The following is a 12288-nucleotide window of genomic DNA, read 5'->3' as shown; positions in this document are numbered from 1 at the left end:
TGTTATCCCTCGCATTTAGCCAACGCTGTGTTGAAAGCGGTTAAGAAACCAGAATATTTGTCCAAAAAGCGGTTAGAGAAATACACGCCCATTGGCTTGGTTTCGAATACTTGAGAATAGAAGTAATCGCTTGGAAGAGAGGCTTGGCTTATTTCCGTGTGAAACACCCGTTCATCTTCCAGTGCGACGTCAATTTCTCTTTGTTTTAAAAGCCTTAGTAAAACCTTAGCATCTCGTGGCTGCTTAACGACGTTGTATCCATTACGTTTCAGCCAAAACCATGTGCTTGAGCCAAATTCTGCCGAGAACTTAAGGTTCAACTTTGACAAATCATCAAGCTTAGGCTCTACGCCCGGACCAAAATACCAACGCAATTTTTGCTCCGTAATAGGAGCAGACAACGTTGCATAGCTGTCATGTTCTCTGGTTTTCGGCGAGACGAAAAAACCATGCTGTTGACCACTGTGCACGTGAAGCTGTGCGTCAGACCATTCCGTCATGGTCAGTTGGTAAGGTTGTCCCATTTCGCCCAGCGCGCATTTGACGCGGTTGAGCGCAAACCCATCCATGTTTTGATTCTGGTGAGTTTGGTACGGTGCCCATTTGTGGGTCGCAAGCAGTAATCGGTCGGGACCAATCCAAACTTGCGCCCATGCTTCGAACGAGAATAGGGCGCCAAGCAAAATAAACAGCGACGAAACCAGCTTGGTTATTTTGCGGAAAAGACTCACCCCACAGCTGACCGCCGCCTCTTGAACAAGAATCGAGGTGGTGACGAGATGGGGTGAATGTACGCTTCTAAACATCATGATTCGTTACTACTGAATATCCAGTTCAAAGCCCTGTGGCGTGGACGCAGCGGTCACCGTCACTTGGCTAATCGGTTGTTGTTCGCTCAGACGCGCGATGCATTCTTCTGCCAACTTCGGCATCAAAGAACGGTTAATGATTTGCTCAACCGCGCGACCACCTGTCGTAGGGTCGGTGTTTTTGCTGACAACCAAATCCACAAAACCTGCATCCCACGTAAAGCTCGCTTGATACTGTTCTGCCAGTTTTTTGCGAATGCGGTTTAGCGCGATTTCGGTGATCTTCGCCAACTCATCATCGTTGAGTGGGTAATAAGGCACGATGGTGGTACGCCCTAAGAACGCAGGTTTGAAGTAGCGTTGTAGATCGGGACGAATTGCTTCGAGCAGCTCATCGTTGCTGATGCGTTCGGCGTTTTCATCACACACATCGCAAATCGCTTGGTCAGCGGCGTTAGAAGTCATGATGATTAAGGTGTTTTTGAAATCTACCGTGCGACCTTCACTGTCTTTGATATGTCCTTTATCGAAGATTTGATAGAAGAGGTCATGAACGCCCGGATGCGCTTTTTCCATCTCATCCAAAAGCAAGACAGAGTAGGGATTGCGGCGAATCGCCTCGGTTAACACGCCACCTTCACCAAAGCCAACATAGCCGGCAGGCGAGCCAAGTAACATTGAGATTTTGTGTTCTTCTTTAAACTCGGTCATGTTGATAACCGTGAGATCGTTGCTGCCTCCGTAAAGTTGCTCAGCGAGCGCCATGGCGGTTTCCGTTTTACCGACACCACTTGGACCACACATCAAGAACACACCGATTGGCTTGCGATTGTCGGTCAAGCCTGCCCGTGAGATTCGAATCGCTTTTGCCAGCTCTTGCTTCGCCACGTTTTGACCGATAACGCGTTTATCCAGCTCAGATTCTAGTGACAATAGGCGAGCGATTTCATCACTCATCATGTTGCCGATTGGAATGCCTGTCCAACCGGAAATGACTTGAGCAATGGTCGCGTCATCCACCATCGCATTAACTAATGGCTCTTCACCTTGAAGCTCGTGCAATTGGTCGAGAAGGGCATTCAACTGGCTTTGCTGAGTTTCGTCCGGCGTTTCACTTTCTGTGATGCTTTGTTGAAGCGCTTTAATCTCATCAACCAATGTAATCTCTTGCTCCCAACGCGTTTGGTAGTCCGCTAATTGAGATTGGTTGGTGGTGATTTCTTGCTTCAATTCGGCAATTTCTTCTGCGCCTGTGCCGAACAAATCAAATTCTTTCTCTAAAGCAGACTGTTCGTTTTGTTGATAACGAATGGTTTGCTCCAACGCTTCAATCACTTCTGGTTTTGCACCTTGAGTTAATGCAATACGTGCACTCGCGGTATCGAGCAGGCTGATCGCTTTATCTGGCAATTGGCGAGAAGGTAAGTAGCGGATAGATAGGTTAACCGCGGCATCGATCGCGGATTCAGTGATAAACGCGCCGTGGTGCTTTTGCAATGAAGCCGCAATGCCACGCAGCATTTGTTTGGCATCTTCTGCATTTGGCTCTTCTACCGTGACGACTTGGAAACGGCGAGTTAAAGCAGGATCTTTCTCAAAGTACTTTTTGTACTCTGCCCATGTTGTTGCGGCAATGGTTTTGAATTCACCACGCGCAAGAGCGGGTTTCAATAGGTTGGCAGCATCGTTTTGTCCTGCTGCACCGCCAGCGCCGATCAGCGTATGTGCTTCGTCAATAAATACAATGATTGGCACATCGCTGTTTTTCACTTCGTTGATGACGTCTTTCAGGCGATTTTCAAATTCGCCTTTTACGCTGGCACCTGCTTGTAACAAACCTAAATCAAGTGAATGGAGTTGAACGCCTTGCAACGCACTTGGTACTTCATCTGCTGCGATTCTCAGCGCTAAGCCTTCAACGACAGCGGTTTTACCCACACCCGGCTCACCAACAAAAATAGGGTTGTTCTGGCGTTTACGACAAAGAATGTCGATGGCTTTTCTCACTTCAGAATTACGTCCAGAAATCGGGTCGATATTGCCTTCAATCGCTTGTTGAGTCAGGTTGATGGTGTACTTGCTTAATGCGTCGTTCGCGCTTGCTGTATTTGCGGCTGAACTTGCTTCACCTGTGCTTTGTTGTGTTGCTCGCTTAACCGGCGTTTTGTTGATTAAACCTTGCAGGGACTCGGTCGACACGTTCTGTAGTGATTCGAGATTGTTGCTCGATACGCCCATGACGTTCTGCTGCAACAGCGCTTGAACGAGATGCAAGCTGATGATTTCACCATGTCCATAGTTAACGGAGGCAATCATCCAAGCGTCTTTTAGAAGTTCAGTCAGTGCATGGCTGAGCGTTGGTTGGCTGTCTTGTACTTTTGGTAAGCGCTCGATGCGATTCGCCAGTTCACTGGCAAGTTGATCTTGGTTGATCTTCTGACTTTCAATCAGAGTTTTTAAGTGCGCGTCTTGCTGGTTCAATAGCGTCAGCAGCCAATGTTCCGGCTCAATGGCAGCAACGCCTTGATTCATAGCTGCACCCGCAGAGGCTTCCAATGCGCGTTTTAATTCTGGCGATAACTTGGCGACTAAATTTGTCAGCGTTACTTGTGTCATAACCTTATCCTTGTCTTTTGCGCGATAACTTTCTTTGTCGTCGCGGTGTCTACCTAGCTACTTCAGAAGAATCCGAATCCGCTCTGTAGGTTTACGTTCTGGGGCGAGGCAATCCACTTCACCCAATTTTGCGGCTTGATCTGGTTGAGCAGATAGCCTTGGTTTTTCGAGATACGCACGCTTAACGTTGAGATAAATAGAAATCGGCGTGGCGTCTCGTAAATAATGTTGAATGAGCTGGCGCATGTGGCTCGCCAACTGAGAATCTCTATGAATTTGATGCAGCTCTTTGCGGTTGGCAGGCTGGATGCTCACTACAAGATGTTGGTTGTAAGTCATGCACGTTTTGCCAATGAGGAAGCCTTGTCCGATTCCGCTGTTGTAGTCGTCTTTTTGTCCCAAACGGGTAAGAGAACTTGCTGGTAACTGACGACGTTCATGGCTCTTAGTCGACACATCGATTTGGTAAGGGAAGTAGTCGTTAAGGATCTGCTCTAACGTTTCTAAGTTACGATGCCCTTGAGCGAACAACAGCGAATACTGGAACAGCGCGCCGTGTTCGTGTTTCAGGTTCGCCAGTTGTTTGAGTAAATCGGTTTTTTCTTTCGCCAGCTCTTTCTGAACCAAGAGGTGAGGAGCGAGTTCTAGCTGCGCGGCAAGTTCAAAATGGCGTTGATTGAATACGTCTAAAAAGTCCTTGAGTGCGTGATCGTCGTTATGCAGTGCAAACAACAATTCCTCATAGATGTAGTTTGGGATAACCCCTTGTGCACCAGATAGTGCTTGCTGCGCAATACGAACCTTGGCGCTGTGGTCACTGAACGAGAAGTATTGAATATCGTCGGCATCACCATGAGGCATGGCTTCCGCTTTGAGCTCTAACTTCAGCTTATGCCCAGACTGTTTTGCCATTTGCATCAGCAATCGCATTGCTTGAGCAAAGTCATACTCATGTGGGTTCGCTTTTAAATCGTTAATCAGTGACATCGACATCATCTATCTTCCACGCTACATCGAGCGCTGGCTCCCGTGGATTTTTGGATAACGCCTCGCAATGCCATCTTTGCCATAAAGACGAATTGTGAGCTGAATGTAGCGATCAAAACTACAGAACTGTTGGAATAAGCGATTCAACACATCGGTGAAAGTCAGATAGTTACCAGACGTATCGAGAGTGATTTCAATCTCTGTGCCCGGAGAGAAGACGTTCTTGCCTAGAATACGCATTGATGAAACTTGTGAGCGCACTTTTACTGACTGAATCATCTGAATTTCATCGCTTACTAACTGATTGCGGCTACACAATTGCAGCATTTGCTTAAGCTGCTGAGTCGGATCTTCTGAGTGCAGCAGAGACGAGAAGTTACTGTTCAGTAGCCCGATAAATTGCCAGTGCATATTGGCATCAGATTCGCGTTCTATAGGAGCTGAAGGCGGGTAGAGCGAATGAAAATCACCGGGCAAATCGATCGGCTCTAAACATGTCATCTCACCATTTATGGTGCATGCTTGTTTGCCATTGGTACAAAGAAGGCGAGTGCCATAGAGTTTATTGAATTCGAGCTCTTGATTGGCGTTTAGGCTGATCGCCAATCGCAGTTCACCAGTGGAATCTTTTCGGCTTTGCCAGTAATCACAATGTGGGTCGCTTTGGTAACTGTCTTTAAACAGTGGTGTCAGCAGTTTTTGACCGCTCGACGTAATCTCAAACACATCCAAAATGTCGACCACTTGAATTTCATTATCGGTATGCGCATCGGCATTAACGGGAATGGTCAGGCTACGTTGGTCATAGCTGGTTGGTTCGCCCGTTTGCTCGAAGAGGTTCACCGCAGGCACGACATTGAGCTTAAACACTTGATTATCGAAAAGACGGATAAACTCCATCGGCAAAGAGTGCATAAACAGGTTTAACACCACAGTGGAGCAATCATGTTGCTGACACGCTTCACCAAAGCCTTTAAGACGGAAGAACTGACGTTTCTCTTTGAAGAAGAAAAATTCGTTCATCAAATGGTAGCCAGAAAATTGATTGCCTTTTTGTGGCAGAAACTGAAACTGCTTATCGCTGATTCGGCTCTTTAGCTGATTGGCAGCTAAGACAGCGTGATTCTCACCATTGATGTCGGAAATCGATATTGCACGCGCTTCACTGAGCAGCAGTTCAACCAAGGAATCCGCATTGTTCTCGAAACCTTGAACGAAGAAGTCGAGATCTTCTAACACTAATTGACTGAAGTGCACATCATCATCACCAGTAGACAGAGTGAGTTGAATAACGGCGGTAGTTTGTTCACTACCTTGTGGGCGATTGAAGTCAAAAGGTGCGCTGCTTGCCTTGGTGTCAATCAGTGCAAATGGTGTCGTTTTGAGTTCATCCGTTGTGGTGAATAAACATGTTTTGCCTTGTGACTCGGAAGAAAAGCGTGTGCCTTTTGGAAGCGTCGTGCTGTCTGTGGAAGGCGCGTCTGTGCTCATTTCTAGATACGCCACACTTGGTACCGTTTGAATGTAATTTGGGTAAAGCACGCCAAGCAGTCCTTCGACAACTTCAGGGATTTGCTCAGATAGACGTTTTTCAACGTTGGCATTCAGTAATGCCACGCCATCCAATAAGCGAGCCAAACTTGGATCTTCGATTTGTCCCTGATGAATATTGAGGCGTTGTGCGTGTTCTGGGTGTTCAGAACCAAATTGACCGAGAGCACGGCGAACAAAAGTCAGCTCTTGCTCGTAATAACGCAGTAGAGGATCACTCATACAAATCCTCCTTCATATCAGTGGTCATGTCGCTTAATGAAATCTTGGAATCAAAAATCAGCTCTTTTTCGCCCTGTGCCGTTTTGGCTTTGGCGACGATATTGAAAGCGATGGTGTTTTCTCCCGCTTTACGCTCAACCAGTTCAACCATGACTTGGCTAAGGCGTGGCTCGAAATGTCGAATGTAGTTTTCTAGTTTGAGGGCTAATTGCTGGTGGTCTAGACTGGCACTCAACAGGTGCACATCCTCGATGCCAAAACGGTAGTTAGAGCGCTGCACTTCGGTTAACCGATCATCAATGCTCATCAGTGACGCTTCCGAATCAAACAGGCGAGTCAGGTGATACTTGATGTCCTCGATATCATCTCGACGAGTCGTAGGGGCAGTTTGCACAAAGGTACGCCAAAAACTCATTACGCCACCTCATCCAATTCTGTTGTCAGCACCACTTCGCCGCTGAAATGGTCGTATTGATACTGCGGTACGATGCGCAAAGTACAGACGAAATTGCCCGGATGATGATCGGAGTCGCACACGCTGATCTTTGCAAAACTCAATGGGTATTTTGATAGGGTTTCTTCGTTGGCATACGCGACGTTGCTAGAGAACTTTTCTATCCATTGAGAGAGGAATAATTCACACTCAGCAGCTGTTTTGAAGCTGCCAATCATCTCTCGCACTTGTACTTTGAGATAATGCGCAATGCGGCAAGACATCAATGATGTTTGGATTTGAGTGAGGACTTTCTCGTTATCAGACTCGCTGTTGTGCCAAATCGAATTGTTACCATTGAAGTAAAACTTATCGCTCAAAGGGCTCTTAGTAAGAGGGATAAAACCGCTGCGACTGTAGAAGGTCGACAGTTGCCCAAACAAAGTCACTTTGGTTTGTGGTTGAATCAGAAAATAGCTATCGCTTTGGCTTTGATTGACCACGGCACCTTGGTTGTTGTCGTTCCAGCGAGATTTCAAGAAGCCAAACCAACTCACACGTTGATGTTCTCGCATAATGGTTGATACAAACGCAAAGCCTGCATTTCCCCAAAGCCCGTTTTGTTTCTCGTTGTAGATAAACCCCACTTTGGCATTTTGATAACGTGTACGCATACACATTTCTGGCATCACTAAACCAATAAAACGCGCAGAGGACTTACTGCGTAAGGACTGCCACGATTGGTAATCAGGACTAGCAAGGATCTTCTCGATTCGGTTGATGTCAGACAGCCAGTCTGCGCCGGATTCGACAAAGAAATCGCGATTAGGAGCAAACAGCATTGGGCATAATGTGGCTTCTCCCAAGCGGCTTAATAGCTCCACAGTGAACAAATCATCGTAGTCAGATTCGAAATCCATATCTGCTGCTACTGGCTGTGTGAATAACAAGCAACCGAATGGATGTCCGCCCAAGGTGTTTAACTCTTGGTTACCGATCTTGTTGTACAACTCGGACGTTTTGGTGCTGTAGGCTTGATTGACGTCGGAAGACACTTCTTCCCAACTCATATTGAGTAGCTTGAGTTGAGTGCGTTGGTAATTAACGGGCAGGGTGGCTAAGCCTTGAAGCCCTAGCCAATTAGTTTGCAGTGCTTCAAATTCTGGGTGATGCAGTAATGTATCCATCTGTTTCGAGAGCTTATTGTCAATCTCTGCAATTAAGCGTGAAACATGTGTGATAAGCGCATCGAAACTGTCTAGCGCGGAGCGAGACACTTGAGACAGTAAAGAGAGCGCCTCTTGTAAAAAGTCGCTGTCTTTATCGTCTAGCTGTGTAAATTGGGTCTGCCAACCTGAGTGATAAATCTTACTCATACTATCCTTGTGACCTAAATTGAATTGGCTTGGTCGAAGCATCCTACTTCGACCAAGCTTTATCGTGCTTAACCTGGGATCTTCGCTACCATACGAACCGACGTAGTCAGTTCTTCAAGTTGTAGCCAAGGTCTCAGGTGAGCAACGGCTGAATACGCGCCCGGTTTACCCGGTTGTTCAACCACTTCAATGCGAGACTCTGCCAATGGTGTTTTCGCTCGTTGATCGTTACCAATTGCACCAGCGTTGGTGTATTGATCGATCCACAATTGCAGTTCACGTTGAATGTCTGGCGCTTCTAGGTTTGAACCTAGCTTGTCGCGACCCATGACTTTCAAGTAGTGAGCGATGCGACCACTTGCCATGATGTAAGGAAGACGCGCTGAAATGGCTGCGTTTGCTGTTGCATCTGGATCTGTGTACGTTTTCGGTTGCTGTGTTGTTTGACCGCCGATGAATACGCCGTAGTTTGAGTTTTTGTAGTGAACCAGTGGCAAGAAGCCTAGGTCACTTAACTCTTTCTCGCGTTCGTCGGTTAGGTTCACTTCTGTTGGACATTGCTGAACCAAGTCGCCAGCTTCGGTCTTATAAGTTAGGTTTGGTAGGTTTTCTACTTTACCGCCGTTATCCAGACCGCGAATCGCTGTACACCAACTGTACGCAGTGAAGGCTTGCGTCATTTTCAGACCCAACTCGTAAGCGGCATTTGACCAAACCAACTCATCATTGCTTGATGGGTTCGGGTTGCCATCTTGGTCAGTGTTTAATTCTTCGTAGCTAAACAGCTTGGTGCCAAGACCTTTCTCACCGTAAGGAAGGCGAGCCAGTGTGCGAGGTAGTGTTAGAGTTACGTAGCGCGCGTCGTCACTTTCACGGAACGAGTTCCATGCAGCGTAAGCTGGAGAATCAAAACCAGCCGCGACAGGTTTGCCTTCTTCAAAGGTAGTGAAGTCATTGAACTCAAACATTTCTGCGTTTGCTGCGGCAATGAACGGAGCGTGACACGCAGCGGCTACTTCACCCATGTAGCGTAGTAGGGCGACGTCTTCATCTTTTGCGCTGAACTCGTAATCACCGATGAAGGTGCCGTATGGTTCACCACCTGCTGTGCCGTATTCGCCTTGGTATACCGCGTTAAACAGTGGGCTACGGTCGATGGCAGGCGCATCTTCAAACTGATCAAGCAGCTCGTCTTTGGTGTAGTCGACCATTTTGATTTTCAGTGAACGTCCTAGGTCGCTCTCTTTAACCAGTTTTTGCAGACCACGCCATGAACCTTCTAGCTTTTGGAAGTCATTTTCTTGCATGACTTTCGATAGCTGTTTAGAAAGCTTTTTGTCGATCTCTACGATGGCGTTTTCAATCGTTTTGGTGACGTTCTTGTCCCAGGTTACTGTACCGCTTAGCGCTTGCTCTGCCAGTACAGAGAACAGTTCTTTTGTCGTGTCCGCTGGCGTTTGTGTGGTCGCTTCGATTGCACGATCCAGAAAGCTCAGCGAAGCTTCAGCCGCTTCTGCTTGTGGTTGGTTTTCAACTTCCGTCGTCATTATTCTGCTCCTTCTTTCTGGATGCCTAGCTCATCGGAAAGGGCGTTGATAGTGTCTGCGCTTTGCAGAACTTCCTTGAGTAGCTTCTCTAGATCACGAGAACGGTCCGCTTTTGAAAGCAGTACTTTGAGTTGGTTACGAGTTTCAACAAGCTTCTTGAGCGGTTCAACTTGCTCAACGATGGCTTCAGGCTCGAAATCTTTCATTGATGAGAATTTCAGGCTCGCTTCGATTTGGCTGTCGTCATCAACCAAAACGTTGTCCACTTTGAGTGATAACTCAGGACCAACACGCTTCATGACAGTATCGAAGTTGTCTTTGTCGACGTTATAGAAGGTGCGATCTTCCACGTCTTCTTTGTCTTGCTTGTGACCCGAATAATCACCGACGACTCCCACCACAAAAGGGAGTTCTTTGGTTTCTACTGCGCCATTCGTCTCGACATCGTAAGTAATACTTACACGGTTTTTGCTCACTCGCTTGTGTTGGGAGTTCAGTGCCATAATGGTATCTCCTTATTCCATTAAGAAGCTGTCGAAGTAACTTTCGCTGTCGTCGCGTCAAAGCCCACTTCAGGACCTTTCTCGATTTTGCCGCCTTCGCCTTCGATGTAGTACGCTTTCGAAATCTCGGTGTATGTCAAGCTGAACGATTCATTTGGCAGGTGACCATCCGACGCGCCCATGTTGTAGCTCGACATACGTGCTGCGCTCAGTGTCAGGATTAGGTATGGATCTGCACCAGAACCTTCACGGTTTGGCTTAGTCATCACGATTTCGATGGTTTTGCCTTCACCACCTGGCGCGTAAAGGAAAGTCGTTAAGTACGGTGTCGCGCCATCACAGCCACGAGAGATGTTCACTTCACCTAGCGCGACCATGCCTTGGTCTGCGTTGTTCGCATTACCGACGTCGATGCCAACGCCACGAACGGCACTCCAGTTCACTGTATCAATAGCAAAAAATCCATCCTTGCCACCGATCTTTTCTACCGTTGCAGCACCTTTTGGTGTGGTGCCATCAATTCTCATGTAAATAGAAGCCATTGGGTTCTCCTTTGCTTTTTAGCATTTTTTGCTTCACCACTCGAAATCGGTAATACCGCTCGACGATTGAGTAGTTTTTACTTCTGGTTGGTTGGTTGTATTTGGAGTGTCGCTTTGCTCTGACGTTGTTGTTTCAATTGACGTTGCACTTTGAGACTCCTCATTAGAGGCAGTTTGAACCTCAGTCGCAGGTGGTACGGTCGGAACCGACTCTGGCACTGATTGTGGTTCAGGAATTTTCTTCAGAATGGTTTGTTCTAAGTTGTCCATTCCGGTGAGTTGATTGATATGGTCGAGCACTTGGTTGTTGCCACCAGTCATTTCTTGGAGTAGTTCTGGTAAGCTCAGATAACCCCAACGAATTGCGCGCTCAAGCAAGAACGGAACAGGGCTGTGTGGCTCGGTTTGTTTGAAGTAGTCGGCGAGCTTTCTAAGTTCGTGAAAGGCGTGGTCGCGATTTTGTACTTGAGCATCGATGCTAACGGAAGGCGCTTGGATAAGGGGTTGAGTCTGTGTTGTCGAAGTGGGGGGCACAGAATCGATTTGCTGAGTAGAAGACGTTTGGCTTGTTTCTTTACTCGCTTGAACCGTTGTTTGAGCAACTGATTCCAATATGTTATCAGTCGGCTCAACAGCGCTTACGTTTGGTAGTTCTAACTCAGCGGCTTGTTGTTCATCTTTTAACAGCCTAAATTTTTCGTCTAACGGCCACTTGGAAAAATTATCTTCGGTGAGGTAACGAATCGCATTTATCAGTTCAGCGATGTTTTCTTTGATGAATTTGAAACTTACTGGCGTAGCGTTAATTGGTTGGCAATGCTTCGCGATGGCTTGTTCTATAGCATCAAGATTTTGATAGGTTTGCGCCAAATCCATTAAGATGTCTTGCGTGTCTGCGTTGAAAAGGTTTTGCGCTTTAGTTTTGATTTCGCCAAGCGAACCGTTGCGCTCTGCACGAAGATAATCGGCAAAAGTGATGTCATCAATCAAGCCGATTAACTGCAAAGGCATATACACGGCAGTGGTATCATGAGTTTCGCCAACAAGCTGTAGCAAAGGCTTCATACGGAACTCAGCACGTTCTCTCGCTATGCCAGACTCTTCAGCGCTTTTTAGTTTGTCTTCAGGAAGGAATGGATTGAGAGAGTCCCAAAACTGCTCCACGGTGCTTAGAAGAACTTGCGTTGCGTCGGCAAGATTTCGATAGGGTGCGTCGGTGAACAACTGACTGGTGATATACCAACCTAGTAACTCCAAGTCTTTGCTTGACTGGGTAAGAGCGTGAAATGTTGCGGTACGCAGTTGTGTCCAGTTTTCATCATTACTCTCAAGCAAGGCTTCATCACTGGATGCATCGGGCGTTTCCACTAGCTGTCGAAACGACGATTGCGCCGCATTGTAACTGTTTCTCAGTGCTCGATAGGCACTTCTATCGAGTTTTAGATAGACGCCACTCGGCGATCCATCTGTGATCGGTGCCAAAAGACTATCAATATCAACCATATTCAATCCATGAATTATTGTTTTATTAAGCCAGAGATAATTCCGTTCCTCTGGTTTCATAGTTGGTAAATTTGAGTCTAGGAGAGATTTCTAAATTAGTTGAAGTAAATTAAACATTTAATAAAAACTAAGAGGTTGATCCAAAAAATTGGTCGGACGAATAAAACTGTTAATACAAAGCCATGAATATTATAAGGGT

At 46.8% G+C, this 12288-nt stretch carries 10 protein-coding genes; all 10 read right to left on the bottom strand.

Translation table 11 applies throughout. The features are described 5' to 3' along the window. Positions 1 to 2 precede the first annotated feature (2 nt). On the bottom strand, positions 3 to 806 hold the full coding sequence (locus tag KIO97_RS11995; protein ID WP_206779920.1) for an ABC transporter substrate-binding protein: 804 nt from the start codon (positions 804 to 806) through the stop codon (positions 3 to 5). 12 nt (positions 807 to 818) lie between these two features. Next, on the bottom strand, positions 819 to 3425 hold the full coding sequence (tssH, locus tag KIO97_RS11990; protein ID WP_285382662.1) for a type VI secretion system ATPase TssH: 2607 nt from the start codon (positions 3423 to 3425) through the stop codon (positions 819 to 821). Between the two features lie 57 nt (positions 3426 to 3482). After that, entirely contained in the window at positions 3483 to 4421 is a 939-nt protein-coding gene (locus tag KIO97_RS11985) for a type VI secretion system baseplate subunit TssG (protein WP_285382660.1), read from the bottom strand. A 12-nt stretch (positions 4422 to 4433) separates the two neighbouring features. Next, positions 4434 to 6185: a type VI secretion system baseplate subunit TssF gene (gene tssF / locus KIO97_RS11980; protein ID WP_285382658.1), complete on the bottom strand. Its 1752-nt coding sequence runs from the start codon at positions 6183 to 6185 to the stop codon at positions 4434 to 4436. Beyond that, on the bottom strand, positions 6178 to 6600 hold the full coding sequence (gene tssE, locus KIO97_RS11975; protein ID WP_005451929.1) for a type VI secretion system baseplate subunit TssE: 423 nt from the start codon (positions 6598 to 6600) through the stop codon (positions 6178 to 6180). The genes tssF and tssE overlap by 8 nt, the downstream gene beginning before the upstream one ends. Next, positions 6600 to 7994 (bottom strand): type VI secretion system contractile sheath domain-containing protein, encoded by a 1395-nt coding sequence (locus KIO97_RS11970; protein ID WP_285382656.1) that lies wholly within the window; start codon positions 7992 to 7994, stop codon positions 6600 to 6602. Before KIO97_RS11970 ends, tssE begins: the two co-directional genes overlap by 1 nt. Positions 7995 to 8062: 68 nt before the next feature. Next, positions 8063 to 9541, bottom strand: a complete 1479-nt coding sequence (gene tssC / locus KIO97_RS11965) for a type VI secretion system contractile sheath large subunit (protein WP_285382655.1) — start codon at positions 9539 to 9541, stop codon at positions 8063 to 8065. Continuing rightward, positions 9541 to 10044, bottom strand: coding sequence for a type VI secretion system contractile sheath small subunit (gene tssB, locus KIO97_RS11960; RefSeq protein WP_005443648.1), 504 nt, complete (start codon positions 10042 to 10044; stop codon positions 9541 to 9543). Before tssB ends, tssC begins: the two co-directional genes overlap by 1 nt. A 20-nt stretch (positions 10045 to 10064) precedes the next feature. Continuing rightward, complete coding sequence (locus KIO97_RS11955) at positions 10065 to 10586, bottom strand: type VI secretion system tube protein Hcp (protein ID WP_005426582.1); 522 nt, start codon at positions 10584 to 10586, stop codon at positions 10065 to 10067. Between the two features lie 33 nt (positions 10587 to 10619). Beyond that, positions 10620 to 12089 carry an ImpA family type VI secretion system protein gene (locus tag KIO97_RS11950; RefSeq protein ID WP_285382654.1) on the bottom strand — a complete coding sequence of 490 codons (1470 nt, stop codon included), beginning with the start codon at positions 12087 to 12089 and terminating at the stop codon, positions 10620 to 10622. Between the last annotated feature and the right edge of the window lie 199 nt (positions 12090 to 12288).

This window comes from Vibrio sp. B181a, from assembly GCF_030248375.1.
Lineage (GTDB): Bacteria > Pseudomonadota > Gammaproteobacteria > Enterobacterales > Vibrionaceae > Vibrio > Vibrio campbellii.
The sequence above is the reverse complement of the archived record's forward strand: the minus strand, read 5'-3'. Positions and strand labels throughout refer to the sequence as shown.

What these genes read in the sequence shown, in the direction of transcription:
- tssF (WP_285382658.1), bottom strand. Translation starts at nt 6,185, where the DNA reads ATGAGTGATCCTCTACTGCGTTATTACGAGCAAGAGCTGACTTTTGTT.
- tssE (WP_005451929.1), bottom strand. Translation starts at nt 6,600, where the DNA reads ATGAGTTTTTGGCGTACCTTTGTGCAAACTGCCCCTACGACTCGTCGA.
- KIO97_RS11970 (WP_285382656.1), bottom strand. Translation starts at nt 7,994, where the DNA reads ATGAGTAAGATTTATCACTCAGGTTGGCAGACCCAATTTACACAGCTA.
- tssC (WP_285382655.1), bottom strand. Translation starts at nt 9,541, where the DNA reads ATGACGACGGAAGTTGAAAACCAACCACAAGCAGAAGCGGCTGAAGCT.
- KIO97_RS11985 (WP_285382660.1), bottom strand. Translation starts at nt 4,421, where the DNA reads ATGATGTCGATGTCACTGATTAACGATTTAAAAGCGAACCCACATGAG.
- tssH (WP_285382662.1), bottom strand. Translation starts at nt 3,425, where the DNA reads ATGACACAAGTAACGCTGACAAATTTAGTCGCCAAGTTATCGCCAGAA.
- tssB (WP_005443648.1), bottom strand. Translation starts at nt 10,044, where the DNA reads ATGGCACTGAACTCCCAACACAAGCGAGTGAGCAAAAACCGTGTAAGT.
- KIO97_RS11950 (WP_285382654.1), bottom strand. Translation starts at nt 12,089, where the DNA reads ATGGTTGATATTGATAGTCTTTTGGCACCGATCACAGATGGATCGCCG.
- KIO97_RS11995 (WP_206779920.1), bottom strand. Translation starts at nt 806, where the DNA reads ATGTTTAGAAGCGTACATTCACCCCATCTCGTCACCACCTCGATTCTT.
- KIO97_RS11955 (WP_005426582.1), bottom strand. Translation starts at nt 10,586, where the DNA reads ATGGCTTCTATTTACATGAGAATTGATGGCACCACACCAAAAGGTGCT.